Here is a 15,470-nt window from a genome sequence, read left to right as displayed (position 1 = left end):
CGAGTTCTATCGTAGAATATCTACAGGCTTCCTTACCCGACGGGGCAAGTGAATATCTGGATGGAGCCATGACGAGAATTTCAGCCGATGATCGCCTGGCCGTATCTCAACCCGCCAAGGCGATCCAGCCGGCGTGGGTACGTATTTTTCACTGGATCAATGCCGCGGCGATGATCGTGATGATCCTGTCGGGCTGGCAGATCTACAATGCCTCGCCGCTATTCGATTTCACCTTCTCGCCTTTTGTCACACTTGGCGGATGGCTCGCGGGCGGACTGCTGTGGCACTTTGCGGCGATGTGGCTGTTGATGGTCAACGGCCTCATCTACCTCGTGCTGGGTCTTGCCACCGGACGCTTTCGTCGCAAGCTGCTGCCGATTACGCCCTCGGGCGTGGCCGCGGATGCCAGGGCTGCGCTGACCGGCAAGCTGCGGCACGACGATCTATCGCGGTATAACCAGGTGCAGAAGCTCTTGTACGTGCTCGTCATCGTCGTCGGGATCGTGGTGGTGCTGTCGGGTCTTGCGATTTGGAAGCCGGTCCAGTTTCAATGGCTGACGGCCGTGTTCGGCGGTTATGACCTCGCGCGCTATGTGCATTTCATCTGCATGGCGCTGATTGTGGCCTTTCTCGTCGTACATGTCGCGCTCGCGCTGCTGGTGCCAAAGAGCCTGCGCACCATGATCATCGGGCGTTAGCGTGTGTTCCGCAAAAGTGGATCCCGGTTTTGCGATCAGAATACGCGCAAGTTATTGAATAAGAGCATTTCTTGCGGCTACCCGAAGTCCCGTTAGCCGGAAAATGCTCTAGGAGAATTTGAGCCATGCGCCGTTTCCGTTCGCTTCTGATCCCGGGCGTCGACAAGCAGCTTCTGGTCCAGGACGCCGCGAAATTGCTGCCAGATCCGGCTCGCCGCCGCTTCATCTCGGGCGGGGCGAGCCTCGGTGCACTGACGTTGCTGACCGGATGTGAAGTATCCGACAGTTTCTCGGCGGAACGCCTGCTGATTCAGATTTCGAAGTTCAACGACAAGGTGCAAGCCGCGATTTTCAACCCGAACACACTGGCGCCGACCTATACGAAGGCCGACATCACGCGGCCGTTTCCGTTCAACGGCTACTATCCCGAGGCAGAGGCGCCTGATATCGACGGCGAGGACTACAAATTCGAAGTGCGTGGCCTTGTCGACAACAAGAAATCATGGGCGCTCGATGAACTTTATCAGCTGCCGGAAGCCACCCAGATTACGCGGCACGTCTGCGTCGAGGGCTGGAGCGCGATCGGAAGCTGGAGCGGGACGCCGCTGCGCGATTTCCTCAAATTGATCGGCGCTGATACGAGCGCGAAATATTGCTGGTTTCAGTGCGCCGACGTCGACGGCTATAACAGCCCGCTGGACATGGCGACAGCCTTGCATCCGCAGACCCAAATGGCCTTCAAGTTCGACGGAGAAATCCTGCCGCGCAAGTACGGCTATCCGATGAAGATCAGGGTCCCAACCAAGCTCGGATTTAAGAATCCGAAGTATGTGATCGCGATGGAAGTCACCAACGACTACAAGGGCGGCTATTGGGAAGATCAGGGTTACAATTCCTTCAGCGGTCTTTGATGTGACTGGCCGCCGTCGGTAGCTGCTGCTATATAAGGGCGACAGCATCGACGTTTTCCCGAAGTTCTGATTCCGCAGCGGAGATTCCCCATGATCGCTCGTGCCCTGTTCGCGACGACAGCTTTTCTTGCCTTGAGCGTGACCGCGGTTTCTGCCAATTCGGCCAAGGCTCTGCTGAAAAACGCCGAAGGCGCCGACGTCGGGAAGGTTGAACTGATGCAGGTCAATGACGGTGTTCTGCTCAAGGCCACTCTGAAAGGCCTGCCGCCCGGCGATCACGCATTCCACATTCACGCGGCCGGCAAATGCGAGGCGCCATTCACGTCGGCAGGGGGGCACTTCAATCCGGATAGCAAGAAGCACGGCATGATGGCGGCGGATGGCCATCACGCCGGAGACCTGCCGAACATCGTCATACCTGCCTCCGGCGAATTAAAGCTCGAAGTGGTCAGTACCGCCATCACACTGGACAAGGATAAGCCGAATTCGGTTCTGAAGCCGGACGGCACGGCCATCGTCGTTCACGCGGCACCCGACGACTACAAGACCGATCCGACCGGCGAGGCCGGGGGCCGCATCGCCTGCGGCGTCATCGAGTAGAACTGCCAAAGATTGCGACTCGCTGTTGGCCGTGGGCGTTTCGCCGCGACGGCTCCGATTCTTGCCGGCCATAGCGATGTTGCGCGCACTGTGACGGCTCCTCACGGCAGAACAATACGGTGCAAAGGCGTCTTGCCAACAGCGCAACACCGTCCTAGCAATCGGCACAACATGCGATGTCATCATCGGCCTTGCGTCGGGCATCCAGGCCGTCCTGCCTTGCAGGCAGGTGGTTAGCCTGGGTTCGGCGGCAATACACGCTCGCTTTCCCGGTCATGACGAAGTTCTGAGGATTTGTGATGGCGACCTACAAGCTGCTTCTCCTGGCCGGCGACGGCATCGGCCCCGAGGTCATGGGGGAGGTGAAACGGCTGATCGGTTGGCTTGACGCGCAGGGTATCGCCAGGTTCGAGACCGAGGAAGGATTGGTGGGCGGCGCATCCTACGATGCCGACAAGGTCAGCATCACCGATGCCACCATGGCGAAGGCGCTCGCCGCCGACGCCGTGTTGTTCGGCGCGGTCGGCGGTCCGAAGTGGGATCCGGTGCCCTACGAGGTGCGCCCGGAGGCCGGCCTGTTGCGGCTGCGCAAGGACCTCGCGCTCTATGCCAATCTTCGTCCGGCGATCTGCTATCCGGCGCTCGCGGAGTCGTCGAGCCTGAAGCCCGAGGTGGTCGAAGGTCTCGACATCATGATCGTGCGCGAACTGACCGGCGGCGTCTATTTTGGCGAGCCGAAGACCATTACCGATCTCGGCAACGGCCAGAAGCGTGCCGTTGATACGCAAGTCTACGACACCTATGAAATCGAACGTATCGCGCGCGTTGCCTTCGATCTCGCGCGCAAGCGCCGCAATAAGCTGACCTCGATGGAAAAGCGCAACGTCATGAAATCCGGCGTGCTATGGCACGAGGTCGTGACGCAGGTTCACCAGCGCGAATACAAGGACGTCGCGCTGGAGCATCAGCTCGCGGATTCCGGTGGTATGCAACTCGTGCGTTGGCCGAAGCAGTTCGACGTGATCGTCACCGACAACCTGTTCGGCGATATGCTCTCGGACATCGCGGCGATGCTCACCGGCTCGCTCGGCATGTTGCCGTCCGCGTCGCTCGGCGACATCGACCCGACAACCAAAAAGCGCCGCGCACTCTATGAGCCGGTGCACGGTTCCGCGCCCGATATCGCCGGTCAGGGTGCCGCGAATCCGATTGCGATGCTGGCCTCGTTCGGCATGGCGCTGCGTTATTCCTTCGACATGGGGGAACTGGCTGACAAGCTCGACGCCGCGATTGCTGCGGTGCTGGCCAAGGGCCTGCGCACGGCCGATTTGAAGTCCGAAGGTTTGACCGTGGTCAGCACATCCCAGATGGGGGAAGCGGTTGTGAAGGAGCTTCAGGCGCTGCATGCCTGAGCCTTGCTGCTATGTCTAAACAAAGAAACGCCCGGGCTATCCCGGGCATTTTTGCATGTCGTTGCCGCCGGGATGGCTCCCGCACGCGGCGTAGAACGATCAGTAGAGCGGGAATCTGGTCGGATATCCGCCGAGATCGGCCGGCGAACTGAGTGGCTGCCGGTCGATCGGCCGGTTCAGGTTCTCGCGGGCGAACGAGGGATAGCCGACGGCAGGCGGAAAGGCATAGTCGGTGTATTTGCGCTCGCCCGGCAACACCTCGGTGCCCGCATCCAGCCATGAGCGTTTGGAAATGTAGATACGAGTGCGAGGGCCGGACTGGTACGACACGTTGGGGCCGCTCGGGCCGTAGGCGTCGCCGCGGTCGTGCCTTGGCTGGGCACTCGCGCCGAAGGCGCTGAACCCAACGAGGGCGGCCGCCGCAAGCAACAGCGCGATGGTTTTCGCAGCCCCGGTCGCGGTGGAGTATTTCAAGGTCATCACGCCCTCATGAATCCGTGTGATCGCCTTTTTACCGTCCAGCGGCCTCGCGCCACAAGCCCAATCGGGCCACACATTGCGAGAATAATGCCGATCAGGACGAAATGTTGCTTCGAACCCGGTGCGGTCCTGGTTCAACAGTTTCGGAAGTCCGCCTTGAGAACTCGCCGCTGCCTTGAAGTGGATCGCCGCCCGATTGGTCGATGTGATTTAAATCCCTGTTTTCAATGAACTATCGAGCTTCGGCACGGGCGTGTATCCGTGCACTCGTCCATCGCCCACAAGGTGCGTCCTGTATTGGTGGGCTGATGCCCCGGAACCGTGCGCCCCGGACGGGGAAGCCGCGCTAGCCGGGTGGACTTTGTCAGATGAGCGGTTGAATCGGTCACGTCGGAACGAGGGCCGGCGTTGTCTTAATGACGTTTCTCGCTTAGAAGCGCAGCGTCTTCCCTTGTCTCGCGCCGAGGCGACAAGGGAGTGATTTTCTTCGGAGAGTGAACGATGGGTTACAAAGTCGCGCTGGTCGGAGCGACCGGCAATGTCGGGCGTGAAATGCTCAACATTCTGGACGAGCGGAAATTCCCCGCGGACGAGGTGGTGGCGCTGGCCTCGCGCCGCAGCGTCGGCACCGAAGTCTCCTACGGCGACAAAACCCTGAAAGTCAAAGCGCTGGAAAATCACGATTTCGGCGACACCGATATTTGCCTGATGTCGGCTGGCGGCGCCGTGTCGAAGGAATGGTCGCCCAAGATCGCGGCGGCCGGCGCGGTCGTGATTGACAACTCGTCAACGTGGCGGATGGACCCCGATGTGCCGCTGATCGTGCCCGAGGTCAACGCGGATGCGGTCGCGAGCTTTGCCAAGAAAAACATCATCGCCAATCCGAACTGCTCGACGGCGCAGCTTGTAGTGGCGCTGAAGCCTTTGCACGACAAGGCCGTCATCAGGCGTGTCGTGGTCGCGACCTATCAGTCGGTTTCAGGCGCCGGGAAGGACGGGATGGACGAGCTGTTCGCGCAGACCAAGGCGGTCTACACCGCGAGCGAGCTCGTCGCCAAGAAATTCCCGAAGCGTATCGCCTTCAACGTCATCCCTGAGATCGACGTGTTCATGGAGGACGGCTACACCAAGGAAGAGTGGAAGATGATGGCGGAGACCAAGAAGATTCTTGATCCCAAAATTAGGCTGACCGCGACCTGCGTTCGCGTGCCGGTGTTCATCGGCCACTCGGAAGCGGTCAGCATCGAGTTCGAGAATCCGATCACCGCGGACGAGGCGCGCCGCATCCTGCGCAATGCGCCGGGTTGTCTTGTCATCGACAAGCATGAACCCGGTGGCTACGTCACGCCGTATGAATCGGCGGGAGAAGATGCCACTTACATCAGCCGCATCCGCGAGGATGCGACGGTGGAGAACGGTCTGTCGATGTGGGTCGTGTCAGACAACCTGCGCAAGGGCGCGGCGCTCAACGCCATCCAGATCGCCGAGTGCCTGATCAACCGCAAGCTGATCAGCGCCAAGCAGAAAGCCGCCTGACTTCTAAGGCGCTTTTCGGCGAAGCGTTGTTTCGACTGTCGAACGGACGTTCCTCGCTTCTGATTCAATCCGAAGCGAGGCTGTGTCGTGGAACCGGGTGATCGACTCCGTGTTGCCGGCGGAAGCGGTCAGGCCCAGGCGCGCTCGCGTTTCGCCTTCTTCTCGTAGGCGTCGATCGCCGGCTTTTTTTCCATCGTCAGGCCGATGTCGTCGAGACCGTTCAGCAGGCAATGCTTGCGGAACGGGTCGATTTCGAATGTCGCAGTGCCGCCGTCCGGTCCCCGGATTTCCTGCCTGACCAGATCGATGGTCAGCGTCGCGTTGGCGCCGCGTTCGGCGTCATCGAACAGCTTGTCGAGGACGGCTTGCGTCACACGGATCGGCAGGATGCCGTTCTTGAAGCAGTTGTTGTAGAAGATGTCGCCGAACGAGGTGGAGATCACGCAGCGGATGCCGAAGTCGAGCAGCGCCCATGGCGCGTGCTCGCGCGACGAGCCGCAGCCGAAATTGTCGCCGGCGACGAGGATTTTGGCGTTGCGATAGGCTGCCTTGTTGAGAACGAAATCCGGATTCTCAGAGCCGTTCTCTTTGTAGCGCTGTTCCGAGAAAAGTCCTTTGCCAAGGCCGGTACGCTTGATGGTCTTCAGGTACTGTTTCGGAATGATCATGTCGGTATCGACATTGATGATCTTCAGCGGCGCCGCGACGCCTTCCAGCGTTGTGAACTTGTCCATGACCGGAGTCCTCGTGAGCAGCCCGTTCTAGCCCGATCCCGGCCTCGATCCAAGGTCCAATCATGCAGGGCTAAAGCATGATCCCGACCTGAAGGGCCGCGCCAGCGAAAAGTGGAAACCGGTTTTCGGTTAAGATCATCCTCAATCAAAAGGATGAGGCCAGAGTCTTGCTCAACCGAGTTGGACCAGATCCTAGCCTGCCGCCTCCGCCTCGATCGCTTCCATGTCGGCATCGGACAGCCCGAAGTGATGGCCGATTTCGTGAATCAGCACATGAGTGATGATATGGTCGAGCGTTTCATCGTGCTCGGCCCAGTAATCGATGATCGGACGGCGGTAGAGCCAGATCAGATTAGGCAGCCTGGCAACGTCATCCTGGCTCTGGAACGGCAGACCCGTGCCCTGGAACAATCCCAACAGATCATATTCACTGTCGGCTTTCATCTCGTCCAGCAACTCGTCGGTCGGGAAATCCTCGACGCGGATGATGAGGCCTTCGCACAGGCGCCGGAAGCGCCCGGGCAGGCGCGCAAACACCTCGTGCGCCCTGGTTTCCATGTCAGCCAGCGAGGGGGCTTTGGCGGAGGTCCACATGGCACTTTGTTTAACTCGCGTTTCACCGTGAGAGCAGGGTTTTTTGCGGTCCGGGCCGTCTTGCGGTTGACGCGGTCGCGGCAATCGGAGACCGTTCGCGGGGAGCAGGAGTGATCGGGGCGCAGCCATGGATGTCAGGATGACAGCGGGGGGGCTTGTGACGGGAGCTGCGACGCTGCTGTTGCTGCTGGTGCCGGGGACGTTGCTGTTTATGTACAGCGCTCAGGCTCAAACCACCGCGCGGAGCACGGATCGTGCCGTATCGTCTGACACGTCGGCCCACGCCCGCAAACGGCGACCGCGCGTGCGGATCTATCGCGAGGATGAGCGCGGGGTTTATCCGAGCTATAATCCGGGTTCCGACGCGGTACGCGACTGCACCGCGCATTACGTGCAGGAATTCCGACCGAGCGGGACAGTGATCGTTCCGAGAATGAGCTGTTACTGGCGCCACGGCTGACTCTTCGATCCAAGCGCGGTTTTGCCGGATGGCCGTGAATCGCGGGAATTCGGTAACGCTAACCGCACATACAATGCATGTTTGCCGCGGGTATATTCACGTCGCGTTCACTTCCCCGCTCATAGCCTGTCACTCGCGTCTCGCTCGCGCGTCGCGGCGGCGATGGAATGATCTGCTGACGTCGCGGTTACTTGTTCCACCCACGGAGGTCTAAATGTTTTTGAAGAAAATTTTAGGATTGGCCGCTCTCGGCGCGCTTCTGATTGTCGCGGGTCCCGCGCAGCAGGCGCAGGCGGCGACTCCGGTCAGCCCAGGCATCGCCGTCGGACAAAGCGACGCTGGCAAGCTGACAACCAAGGTGCACCACATCAACGGGCAGCCCCACCATCAGAGCCACCATGGGCGGAACCTACGCCATCGTCAGCAGCATTGGCGGAACCATCATCATCACTATAACCACCATCATCACCATAACCATAACCACCATAACCATCACCACCATAACCATCACAATGATAACGATCGTAACATTCTAAACGGTCACCGGTACTGATGATACCGGAGCTCATGGCAAAGCCAGCTTCGTAAATGGTCGAGCAGGCCCGCTATGCGGGCCTGCTTTTTGAAGCGGCGTGGATCTCCTAAGAAAGAGTGTCATAACGACAGTACGCGTCGACCCACGGAGAAATCGCCATGAAAAGATATCTGGGCGTGAGTCTCGCTGCAGCAATCGTTGCGTTGTGTGGCATCGCATTAGTTAAAAGCGCGAAGGCGGCCCCTCGCTTGGGCGCTGTCGCCACGCAGCCGGTGACACCGACCGAGGTCGGCTCGGCTCGGAGCACCCATCGTCCGCACCATGAAAATCGCTACAGGCATCATCGCGCGCGCGTGTACGTACGTGGTCCTTATCGACCTTACTATGGACGGCCAGATTACTACGCGCCGCGAGGACCGGCTCCGTTCTTTCCGTTCGGCTTCGGCTACGGCCTCGATCCGTCCTGGTGAGGTGAGGGCTGCTCTCGCAACTCATCCAAATCGGATCGCATATTTTCTCTGTAGGCTGGAAAAAAGCTGAAATATCCGACGCCAGGTCGACGGAGTCGGTGTCAATGCCGATCAGATCGGTAACCGCGCTTTCTTCGCCGCATCGTAGATTTCGATACGCAGGATCGGAAAACGTGACTTTAAGTCGGTCGCGGCCTGCTTCGCCTGGGCCAGCGTCTCGAACTGGTTTTTGAAATGCCCATCCACCTGCAGCGTAAAGCCGGCTTCGGGCGGCACGTCGGCACGCAGGACCGGACGGGATACCGGTTGTTTGGTCGTCGTAGCGGCAGGCGTCGGCGGCACAGCCGTGGGCGCCGGAATCGGCGCGGTAATTGTGGGAGCCGGTTTCAGCGGCAAGGTCAGAGCATCGCGCGGCGTGGTCACAATCGGCTTCTCAGCCGCACGCGGCGCGGCCTTGCTGCTGCTCTTCACGACCTCCACCGGCCTCGCGACTTTGACTTTTGCGGACGCCAGCTTGGCAGGCGTCCTTGTGGGCGTCTTTGCCGATGCCTTCGTATTGCCGGATGGGCGCGACATTTTTTCTGCCTTGCGGGCAGGGGTTTTGGTCTTGGCTGTTTTCATGACGTCGTTACGACTGACGGAATTTTCCGGCGAAGGCAACCCACCAGTTGAGGCAAGCTTGATTCGCCGTCGCATCCTCGTTGATAGCTTGTTCGATCGGTGATCGAGCGGAACTGATCGGAAGGCCCGCCTTGCCAGACGAATGTGCACGGGGTTTCCGGACACCTGTTTCGTTCGACAAAAAGCGACGCGGCACGCTCGCCTCGATCACACGGCTGTGTTGTGCTTCATTGCGGTGTCGAGTGCAAGACCATCGCGCGAACTGCGGTAATAACTTTCTTTCGAGTTATCGATCCCTCCGTCGTCTCGTCCGGAGCCGGCTTAACACCGCTGAGCGAAAGAACGCTCAATGCCATTCGCGGATATCGACGAAATGTCCTGCGATTGCAGCCGCTGCCGCCATTGAGGGCGACACGAGATGTGTGCGGCCCTTGAAACCTTGCCGACCCTCGAAATTGCGATTCGAGGTCGAAGCGCAGCGTTCATCCGGCTTCAGTTTGTCGGGATTCATCGCAAGGCACATCGAGCAGCCAGGCTCGCGCCATTCGAAACCAGCCTTGATGAAGATCTTGTCGAGGCCTTCTGCCTCCGCCTGTTCCTTCACCAATCCTGAACCGGGTACGACCATGGCATTGACGTTGCCGTTGACCGTCCGGCCATCCGCGATCTTCGCAGCGGCGCGCAAGTCTTCGATGCGACCGTTGGTGCAGGAGCCGATGAAGACGCGGTCAAGCTTGATGTCGGTAATTCTCGTGCCAGGGCTCAAGCCCATGTAGTGCAGCGCACGTTCCTTCGAAAGCCGCTTGGCCTCGTCCGCGATGTCGGCGGGGTTCGGCACCTTGCCGGTTACCGCGATCACGTCCTCAGGACTGGTGCCCCAGGTCACGATCGGCGGCAGCCTGGCGGCGTCGAGCCGTATCTCGTGATCGAAATGCGCACCGTCGTCGCTGCGCAGCGTCTCCCAGTATCGCATCGCCGCATCCCAATTGGCGCCCTTCGGCGTTTTCGGCCGGCCTTTCAGGAATTCGTATGCCTTCTCGTCCGGCGCTATGAGGCCGGCGCGCGCACCGCCCTCAATCGACATGTTGCACACCGTCATGCGGCCTTCCATCGACAGCGCGCGCACCGCCTCGCCGGCATACTCCAGTACGTAGCCGGTTCCGCCCGCGGTGCCGATCTCGCCGATGATGGCGAGGATGATGTCCTTGGCGGTGACGCCGTCCGGCAGCTTGCCGTCGACCACTGCGCGCATGTTCTTCGCTTTTTTCTGGATCAGCGTCTGGGTCGCCAGCACATGTTCGACCTCGGAAGTACCGATGCCGTGTGCCAGTGCACCGAACGCGCCGTGGGTCGAAGTGTGGCTGTCCCCGCAGACGATGGTGGTGCCGGGCAGGGTGAAGCCCTGCTCGGGGCCGATCACGTGAACGATGCCCTGTCGCTTGTCGAACTCGTTGTAGTACTCGATGCCGAAATCCCTGGCGTTCTGTGCCAGCGTGGCGATCTGCTCGGCGCTCTCTGGATCGGGATTGGGTTTTGAGCGATCGGTGGTCGGTACGTTGTGATCAACCACCGCGAGCGTCTTCTCCGGCGCATGAACCTTGCGTCCGGCTACGCGCAGGCCTTCAAATGCCTGAGGTGACGTCACTTCATGGACGAGGTGACGGTCGATGTAGATCAAACAGGTGCCGTCCTCGGCCTCATGCACCAGATGATCGTTCCAGATCTTGTCGTACAGGGTTGTCGGTTTGGACATGGACGTAAACCTATTGGAATTCTTTGAGCAGGTCGCGCGAGGAGGCGCGCGAGACAATCACCGACGCGAGTGAGCGGCCTCAGGTCGCCGAAGTCGCGAACCGTCCGAAGAAGCGTCCGGGCAAACGGCTGCGGTCGTCGAGCACGATGCGGGCTGTGAACCGGCCGATGTCGCTGCTGATCTGATCCGTATTCATTGTGTCTTTTACCATGGCGGTAGCCGCCGCGACAATCAAACGGCCGACAGCGTTCCCGATAGATAGTCGTGCTCGCGGCAATAAAAAAGCGCGGCCGGCGCCGCGCTTTCGGAAACCTTGGAAGCGAGTCGGCCTGCGCTCAGCTCGTCGCGGCCGCGCGGTCCGTCTTCTTCTCAACAATGCGGGCCGACTTGCCGCGCAGTTTGCGCAGATAGTACAGCTTGGCGCGACGCACCTTGCCGCGGCGCACCACCTTGATGGAGTCGATCATCGGCGACATCACCGGAAACACGCGCTCGACGCCCTCGCCGTAGGAAATCTTGCGGACCGTGAAGCTCTCATTGAGTCCGCCGCCGGAGCGGCCGATGCAGACGCCTTCATAGGCCTGCACGCGGGTCCGCTCGCCTTCCACCACCTTGACGTTGACAATCACGGTGTCGCCGGGGCCGAACTCCGGAATGGTCTTGGTCGCCGACAGCTTGTCGAACTGCTCTTTTTCGAGCTGCTGAATGATGTTCATCGAAATCTCCATCGGCGGCGCGCCCCTCCGGCCGTTTGAGGGGGCTGCGCGGAATTCGTCTGTCCAGTGGCGCGCATTTCGCAAAAGTGGATACCCGGTTTTGCGAAAAGAATACGCACAGCTCAACGAGCTAGAGCATTTTCTAAAGGCAAACCGGATTCCACTTTGCCTGAAAATGCTCGCTGCGCGGATTTGGGCTCCTATACGGCAAAGCGGGCGCGTTGTCACCCGTCTGTCTTGCTTTTTGGCGGATTTTGCCTGTTCCTTGCCGCCCAGAGGTCCGGACGGCGCGCCTCCGTCAAAGCTTCCGACGCCGACCTCCGCCAACCGGCCACCTTGGCATGGTCGCCGGACAGCAGAACGTCCGGGATCGGCCGGCCCTCGAAGTCCTGCGGGCGAGTGTACTGGGGATATTCCAGAAGCCCGTGCGAAAAACTTTCATCCTCACCCGATTCCGCCTTGCCCATCACCCCCGGCAAAAGCCGGACGCAAGCGTCGATCAGCGCCATCGCCGCGATTTCCCCTCCCGACAGCACATAATCTCCGATCGACACCTCCTCGAGCCCGCGGGCTTCAATGACCCGCTGGTCCACCCCTTCGAAGCGTCCGCAGACGATCAGCGGCCCGGGACCGGCCGCGAGTTCCATCACCCACGACTGGGTCAATGGCCGACCGCGCGGACTCATCAGAAGGCGCGGTCGGTCCGGCGAGGTCTCCACTGAGTCGATGGCCTTGGCCAGCACGTCGGCACGCAGCACCATACCCGGGCCGCCGCCGGCCGGGGTATCATCGACGCTGCGGTGGCGGTCGGTGGCGGAACTGCGGATGTCGTGAATGTCGAGCGCCCATAAGCGGGTCGTCAGCGCTTTTCCGGCGAGGCTGATGCCGAGCGGCCCCGGAAACATCTCGGGAAACAGGGTCAGGACGGTCGCGCGCCAAGTCATTAGTCCGCGGATCGCATCAGAGGAATTATCCTAGCTATCTGACTGTACGACGCGGACTTCGCTGCGTTTCCAATCCAAGATATCTCCTTGACTTTCAATCTTCTTGGTATCGATCAAAGCAAGGATTTTCTTCATGATCTCTTGATCGTCCATTTTGATTTGGCGATCCTCGTACCAGTGCAAAACACTTCCAACGACGAATGCAACTTTCCGCCAATCGCTTCTGACGAAAGAAAGGATTATGCGATTAAGATCGTCGTGAGGCTCAAGCTGCAAATTTGCCTCCGTTATCAAATGCCTGGAGAGCCGGAATCCGGCTCATCGCCATCGATCTCGCCGGGCATCTCGATCACCACGCGTCCGCCGGCGATGTCCACGGTCGGCACCACGGCATCGGTGAACGGCAGCATCAGGGTCGGACCGTGCGCACGCGCGATCTCGATGATGTCGCCTGCGCCGAAGTTGTGAACGGCGGCGACCGTTCCGATCATCGCGCCCGCCGCATCAAAGGCGGCGAGACCGATGAGATCGGCGTGGTAAAATTCGCCTTCGTCCGTATCGGGCAGTTTGTCGCGTGCGACGTAGAGTTCGACGCCGTTGAGCCGCTCGGCCTCCTCGCGCGTGGTCACGTCCGTGAGCGTTGCAACGAGGTGATCCTTGGCCGCGCGCGCGTGCGTTACTTCAAGCTGCCGCGCGCCATCTTTCGTCGAGAGCGGGCCGTATTGCGTCACCGACATCGGGTCTTCCGTGAAGGTCCACAGCCGCACCTCGCCGCGCAGGCCATGCGCGGCGCCGATCCGGGCGACGCACACGCGCGCCGTCATGCCGCTTCAGCCTCAGGACTTCGCGGCGGCTTCGGCCTGCGCCTTGCGCTCCTTGCGCGGCACGGCCTTCACGGGGTTGTTGCGTGGCGTGCGCTTCTTGACGCCGGCAGCATCAAGGAAACGGGCAACGCGGTCCGACGGCTGCGCGCCCTTGGCGAGCCAGGCCTTGACCTTGTCGAGGTCGAGCTTGAGCCGGTCGGCATTGTCCTTCGGCATCAACGGATTGAAATGACCGAGCCGTTCGATGAAACGGCCATCGCGCGGATAACGCGAATCCGCGGCGACGACATGATAAACCGGCCGCTTTTTGGTGCCGGCACGGGCGAGGCGGATCACGACGGGCATAAGGTTCTCCTTTTGAAGTCTGTCTGGTGAGTTTGTTGTGTCGTTATAGCGTTGGCGAAATGTGTGAAGCCGTTCGTCTCATTTCTTCTTCCGGGGGAAGCCGAGACCGGGCAGCGTCGGCTTGCCGGTCAGTCCGGTGAGGCCGGGAAGATTTGGCAGGCCACCGCGCAATCCGGCCGGCAGATCCTTCGGCAATTGCGGCAGGCCGTCCGCGCCTTTCGGCATTTTCTCCGCAAGCGCTTTCATCTGCTCGGGACTCGGCATGCCGCCGCCGAAGCCCATGGCCTGCGCGATGCCGGCGAGGGGGCCGCGCTTGCCGGTCCCCATCATCTTCATCATGTCGGCCATGCCGCGATGCATCTTGAGGAGCTTGTTGATCTCCTCGACCTTCTGGCCGGCACCGGCGGCGATGCGCCGCTTGCGGCTGGCTTTGAGGATTTCGGGATGCTTGCGCTCCTGCCGTGTCATCGAGTCGATCACGGCGACCTGACGCTTGATGATCCTGTCGTCGAGGCCGGCCGCGGCCATCTGGTTTTTCATCTTTGAGACGCCGGGCATCATGCCCATCAGGCCGGAGATGCCGCCCATTTTGGACATCTGCAGCAACTGCTCGCGCATGTCGTTGAGGTCGAACTGGCCCTTGCGCATCCTTTCGGTGGTGCGCGCGGCCTTTTCGGCATCGATGTTGGCGGAAGCCTTTTCGACCAGCGAGACCACGTCGCCCATGCCGAGGATGCGGCCGGCGATACGCGAGGGATGGAAATCCTCCAGCGCGTCGGTCTTTTCGCCGGTGCCGATCAGCTTGATCGGCTTGCCGGTGACTTGACGCATCGACAGCGCGGCGCCGCCGCGACCGTCGCCGTCGACGCGGGTCAGTACGATGCCGGTGAGGCCGACGCGCTCATCGAACGACCGCGCGAGATTGACCGCATCCTGTCCGGTCAGCGAATCCGCGACTAGCAGCACTTCGTGGGGGTGGGCGGCGGTTTTGATGTTCGCCGCCTCCGACATCATCTCGTCATCGAGCGTGGTGCGGCCGGCGGTGTCGAGCAGCACCACGTCGTAGCCGCCGAGCTTGCCGGCCTCCAGCGCGCGGCGAGCGATCTGCTCAGGTTTTTGCCCTGCGACGATTGGTAGCGTCTTGATGTCGAGATCGCGTCCGAGCACCGCGAGTTGCTCCATCGCCGCCGGACGATAGATGTCGAGCGAGGCCATCAGGACTTTGCGTTTATCCCGCTCGGTCAGCCGCCGCGCCAGTTTAGCGGTTGTGGTGGTCTTGCCCGAGCCTTGCAGGCCGACCATCATGATGATGATCGGCGGCACGGCATTGAGATCGATGGTCTGGCCATCGGAACCGAGCGTGGCGATCAGTTCGTCATGAACGATCTTCACCACCATCTGGCCCGGCGTCACCGACTTAACGACGGTGGCGCCGACCGCCTGTTCGCGGACCTTGTCGGTAAAACTGCGCACCACGTCGAGCGAGACGTCGGCCTCCAGCAGGGCCCGGCGCACCTCGCGCATGGCGGCATCGACATCGGCTTCCGTCAGCGCGCCGCGCCGCGTCAGCCGATCGAGAATGCCGCCGAGCCGTTCCGACAGATTGTCGAACATGCCTGCTTTTCCTTTTTACCTCGCCCTGCTCTTCTGCGGGGAGAGGTCGCCGCGTCTTCACGGCGGTAGGGGACCTAGGTACCGCGCTCAACTCATCCGCGGGATTCGCGGGAGAAAACGCTCACCCCAGAGCTATAGCGTGTTGATTTTTGGCGATCGCCAAAATCAACAGTCATTCCAAAACACAACTACGCCCGAGGGCGCACAGCGCTGTCGGGCGTTG

General features: G+C 60.8%; 21 protein-coding genes. 9 read left to right on the top strand and 12 right to left on the bottom strand.

The annotated features are described in order from the left end of the window. The first annotated feature begins 68 nt into the window (after positions 1-68). The 4 genes from AC1RT6_RS12905 to leuB all read left to right on the top strand — a co-directional run bounded on the left by AC1RT6_RS12905 (position 69) and on the right by leuB (position 3,621). Complete coding sequence (locus AC1RT6_RS12905; protein ID WP_079448061.1) at positions 69-698, top strand: cytochrome b/b6 domain-containing protein; 630 nt, start codon at positions 69-71, stop codon at positions 696-698. Between the two features lie 125 nt (positions 699-823). After that, on the top strand, positions 824-1,609 hold the full coding sequence (locus tag AC1RT6_RS12900) for a molybdopterin-dependent oxidoreductase (protein WP_079448060.1): 786 nt from the start codon (positions 824-826) through the stop codon (positions 1,607-1,609). A gap of 90 nt (positions 1,610-1,699) precedes the next feature. Continuing rightward, a complete protein-coding gene (locus AC1RT6_RS12895) occupies positions 1,700-2,209 on the top strand; it encodes a superoxide dismutase family protein (protein ID WP_079448059.1) in 510 nt (169 codons plus the stop codon). 299 nt (positions 2,210-2,508) lie between these two features. Then, positions 2,509-3,621 carry a 3-isopropylmalate dehydrogenase gene (gene leuB / locus AC1RT6_RS12890; RefSeq protein ID WP_079448058.1) on the top strand — a complete coding sequence of 371 codons (1,113 nt, stop codon included), beginning with the start codon at positions 2,509-2,511 and terminating at the stop codon, positions 3,619-3,621. A gap of 99 nt (positions 3,622-3,720) precedes the next feature. On the opposite strand, the gene AC1RT6_RS12885 is transcribed toward leuB, so the two are convergent. Beyond that, positions 3,721-4,101, bottom strand: a complete 381-nt coding sequence (locus AC1RT6_RS12885) for a hypothetical protein (RefSeq protein WP_079448135.1) — start codon at positions 4,099-4,101, stop codon at positions 3,721-3,723. 501 nt (positions 4,102-4,602) lie between these two features. On the opposite strand from AC1RT6_RS12885, the gene AC1RT6_RS12880 reads away from it, so the two are divergent. After that, a complete protein-coding gene (locus tag AC1RT6_RS12880; RefSeq protein WP_079448057.1) occupies positions 4,603-5,637 on the top strand; it encodes an aspartate-semialdehyde dehydrogenase in 1,035 nt (344 codons plus the stop codon). Positions 5,638-5,765: 128 nt separating this feature from the next. On the opposite strand, the gene leuD is transcribed toward AC1RT6_RS12880, so the two are convergent. Both leuD and AC1RT6_RS12870 read right to left on the bottom strand, forming a co-directional pair. Beyond that, on the bottom strand, positions 5,766-6,371 hold the full coding sequence (gene leuD / locus AC1RT6_RS12875; protein ID WP_079448056.1) for a 3-isopropylmalate dehydratase small subunit: 606 nt from the start codon (positions 6,369-6,371) through the stop codon (positions 5,766-5,768). A gap of 192 nt (positions 6,372-6,563) precedes the next feature. Further along, positions 6,564-6,965, bottom strand: a complete 402-nt coding sequence (locus AC1RT6_RS12870) for a metallopeptidase family protein (RefSeq protein ID WP_079448055.1) — start codon at positions 6,963-6,965, stop codon at positions 6,564-6,566. A 127-nt stretch (positions 6,966-7,092) separates the two neighbouring features. Here AC1RT6_RS12870 and AC1RT6_RS12865 point away from each other — a divergent pair, with 127 nt between their 5' ends. Beyond that, positions 7,093-7,425, top strand: coding sequence for a hypothetical protein (locus AC1RT6_RS12865; protein WP_079448054.1), 333 nt, complete (start codon positions 7,093-7,095; stop codon positions 7,423-7,425). A 368-nt stretch (positions 7,426-7,793) separates the two neighbouring features. Here the strand turns inward: AC1RT6_RS12865 and AC1RT6_RS12860 are convergent, their stop codons facing one another. Beyond that, positions 7,794-7,994 carry a hypothetical protein gene (locus AC1RT6_RS12860; RefSeq protein ID WP_158081553.1) on the bottom strand — a complete coding sequence of 67 codons (201 nt, stop codon included), beginning with the start codon at positions 7,992-7,994 and terminating at the stop codon, positions 7,794-7,796. Positions 7,995-8,118: 124 nt separating this feature from the next. On the opposite strand from AC1RT6_RS12860, the gene AC1RT6_RS12855 reads away from it, so the two are divergent. Further along, positions 8,119-8,430: a hypothetical protein gene (locus tag AC1RT6_RS12855; RefSeq protein WP_079448052.1), complete on the top strand. Its 312-nt coding sequence runs from the start codon at positions 8,119-8,121 to the stop codon at positions 8,428-8,430. A gap of 111 nt (positions 8,431-8,541) precedes the next feature. Here AC1RT6_RS12855 and AC1RT6_RS12850 read toward each other — a convergent pair whose 3' ends face one another. Beyond that, the gene (locus AC1RT6_RS12850; protein ID WP_244553562.1) at positions 8,542-8,901 is read right to left on the bottom strand and encodes a hypothetical protein; all 360 of its coding nucleotides are present in this window, start codon (positions 8,899-8,901) and stop codon (positions 8,542-8,544) included. Between AC1RT6_RS12850 and AC1RT6_RS12845 the strand changes: the two genes are divergently transcribed. Then, positions 8,885-9,154 carry a hypothetical protein gene (locus AC1RT6_RS12845; protein ID WP_244553561.1) on the top strand — a complete coding sequence of 90 codons (270 nt, stop codon included), beginning with the start codon at positions 8,885-8,887 and terminating at the stop codon, positions 9,152-9,154. The genes AC1RT6_RS12850 and AC1RT6_RS12845 overlap by 17 nt on opposite strands. Before the next feature lie 243 nt (positions 9,155-9,397). On the opposite strand, the gene leuC is transcribed toward AC1RT6_RS12845, so the two are convergent. Then, positions 9,398-10,804, bottom strand: a complete 1,407-nt coding sequence (leuC, locus tag AC1RT6_RS12840) for a 3-isopropylmalate dehydratase large subunit (protein WP_472790656.1) — start codon at positions 10,802-10,804, stop codon at positions 9,398-9,400. A 23-nt stretch (positions 10,805-10,827) separates the two neighbouring features. On the opposite strand from leuC, the gene AC1RT6_RS12835 reads away from it, so the two are divergent. Then, on the top strand, positions 10,828-10,989 hold the full coding sequence (locus tag AC1RT6_RS12835; protein WP_173816043.1) for a hypothetical protein: 162 nt from the start codon (positions 10,828-10,830) through the stop codon (positions 10,987-10,989). 150 nt (positions 10,990-11,139) lie between these two features. Here the strand turns inward: AC1RT6_RS12835 and rplS are convergent, their stop codons facing one another. The 6 genes from rplS to ffh form a co-directional block, all read right to left on the bottom strand. Continuing rightward, positions 11,140-11,520 (bottom strand): 50S ribosomal protein L19, encoded by a 381-nt coding sequence (rplS, locus tag AC1RT6_RS12830; RefSeq protein WP_079448048.1) that lies wholly within the window; start codon positions 11,518-11,520, stop codon positions 11,140-11,142. Between the two features lie 224 nt (positions 11,521-11,744). Beyond that, positions 11,745-12,464, bottom strand: coding sequence for a tRNA (guanosine(37)-N1)-methyltransferase TrmD (trmD, locus tag AC1RT6_RS12825; protein WP_079448047.1), 720 nt, complete (start codon positions 12,462-12,464; stop codon positions 11,745-11,747). A gap of 30 nt (positions 12,465-12,494) precedes the next feature. Further along, positions 12,495-12,740: a DUF3658 domain-containing protein gene (locus AC1RT6_RS12820; protein ID WP_158081552.1), complete on the bottom strand. Its 246-nt coding sequence runs from the start codon at positions 12,738-12,740 to the stop codon at positions 12,495-12,497. Between the two features lie 14 nt (positions 12,741-12,754). Continuing rightward, a complete protein-coding gene (gene rimM / locus AC1RT6_RS12815) occupies positions 12,755-13,288 on the bottom strand; it encodes a ribosome maturation factor RimM (protein WP_079448045.1) in 534 nt (177 codons plus the stop codon). A 12-nt stretch (positions 13,289-13,300) separates the two neighbouring features. After that, positions 13,301-13,633 carry a 30S ribosomal protein S16 gene (rpsP, locus tag AC1RT6_RS12810; RefSeq protein WP_011315978.1) on the bottom strand — a complete coding sequence of 111 codons (333 nt, stop codon included), beginning with the start codon at positions 13,631-13,633 and terminating at the stop codon, positions 13,301-13,303. A 78-nt stretch (positions 13,634-13,711) separates the two neighbouring features. Then, positions 13,712-15,247, bottom strand: a complete 1,536-nt coding sequence (ffh, locus tag AC1RT6_RS12805) for a signal recognition particle protein (protein WP_079448044.1) — start codon at positions 15,245-15,247, stop codon at positions 13,712-13,714. Positions 15,248-15,470: the final 223 nt, after the last annotated feature.

This window comes from Nitrobacter sp. MLSD-S21 (assembly GCF_058809865.1).
This window is presented reverse-complemented; position numbering and strand designations above follow the sequence as displayed.

What these genes read in the sequence shown, in the direction of transcription:
- trmD (WP_079448047.1), bottom strand. Translation starts at nt 12,464, where the DNA reads ATGACTTGGCGCGCGACCGTCCTGACCCTGTTTCCCGAGATGTTTCCG.
- leuC (WP_472790656.1), bottom strand. Translation starts at nt 10,804, where the DNA reads ATGTCCAAACCGACAACCCTGTACGACAAGATCTGGAACGATCATCTG.
- AC1RT6_RS12860 (WP_158081553.1), bottom strand. Translation starts at nt 7,994, where the DNA reads ATGAGCTCCGGTATCATCAGTACCGGTGACCGTTTAGAATGTTACGAT.
- AC1RT6_RS12880 (WP_079448057.1), top strand. Translation starts at nt 4,603, where the DNA reads ATGGGTTACAAAGTCGCGCTGGTCGGAGCGACCGGCAATGTCGGGCGT.
- rpsP (WP_011315978.1), bottom strand. Translation starts at nt 13,633, where the DNA reads ATGCCCGTCGTGATCCGCCTCGCCCGTGCCGGCACCAAAAAGCGGCCG.
- AC1RT6_RS12885 (WP_079448135.1), bottom strand. Translation starts at nt 4,101, where the DNA reads ATGACCTTGAAATACTCCACCGCGACCGGGGCTGCGAAAACCATCGCG.
- rimM (WP_079448045.1), bottom strand. Translation starts at nt 13,288, where the DNA reads ATGACGGCGCGCGTGTGCGTCGCCCGGATCGGCGCCGCGCATGGCCTG.
- AC1RT6_RS12865 (WP_079448054.1), top strand. Translation starts at nt 7,093, where the DNA reads ATGGATGTCAGGATGACAGCGGGGGGGCTTGTGACGGGAGCTGCGACG.
- rplS (WP_079448048.1), bottom strand. Translation starts at nt 11,520, where the DNA reads ATGAACATCATTCAGCAGCTCGAAAAAGAGCAGTTCGACAAGCTGTCG.
- AC1RT6_RS12855 (WP_079448052.1), top strand. Translation starts at nt 8,119, where the DNA reads ATGAAAAGATATCTGGGCGTGAGTCTCGCTGCAGCAATCGTTGCGTTG.
- ffh (WP_079448044.1), bottom strand. Translation starts at nt 15,247, where the DNA reads ATGTTCGACAATCTGTCGGAACGGCTCGGCGGCATTCTCGATCGGCTG.
- AC1RT6_RS12905 (WP_079448061.1), top strand. Translation starts at nt 69, where the DNA reads ATGACGAGAATTTCAGCCGATGATCGCCTGGCCGTATCTCAACCCGCC.
- AC1RT6_RS12870 (WP_079448055.1), bottom strand. Translation starts at nt 6,965, where the DNA reads ATGTGGACCTCCGCCAAAGCCCCCTCGCTGGCTGACATGGAAACCAGG.
- AC1RT6_RS12895 (WP_079448059.1), top strand. Translation starts at nt 1,700, where the DNA reads ATGATCGCTCGTGCCCTGTTCGCGACGACAGCTTTTCTTGCCTTGAGC.
- leuB (WP_079448058.1), top strand. Translation starts at nt 2,509, where the DNA reads ATGGCGACCTACAAGCTGCTTCTCCTGGCCGGCGACGGCATCGGCCCC.
- leuD (WP_079448056.1), bottom strand. Translation starts at nt 6,371, where the DNA reads ATGGACAAGTTCACAACGCTGGAAGGCGTCGCGGCGCCGCTGAAGATC.
- AC1RT6_RS12900 (WP_079448060.1), top strand. Translation starts at nt 824, where the DNA reads ATGCGCCGTTTCCGTTCGCTTCTGATCCCGGGCGTCGACAAGCAGCTT.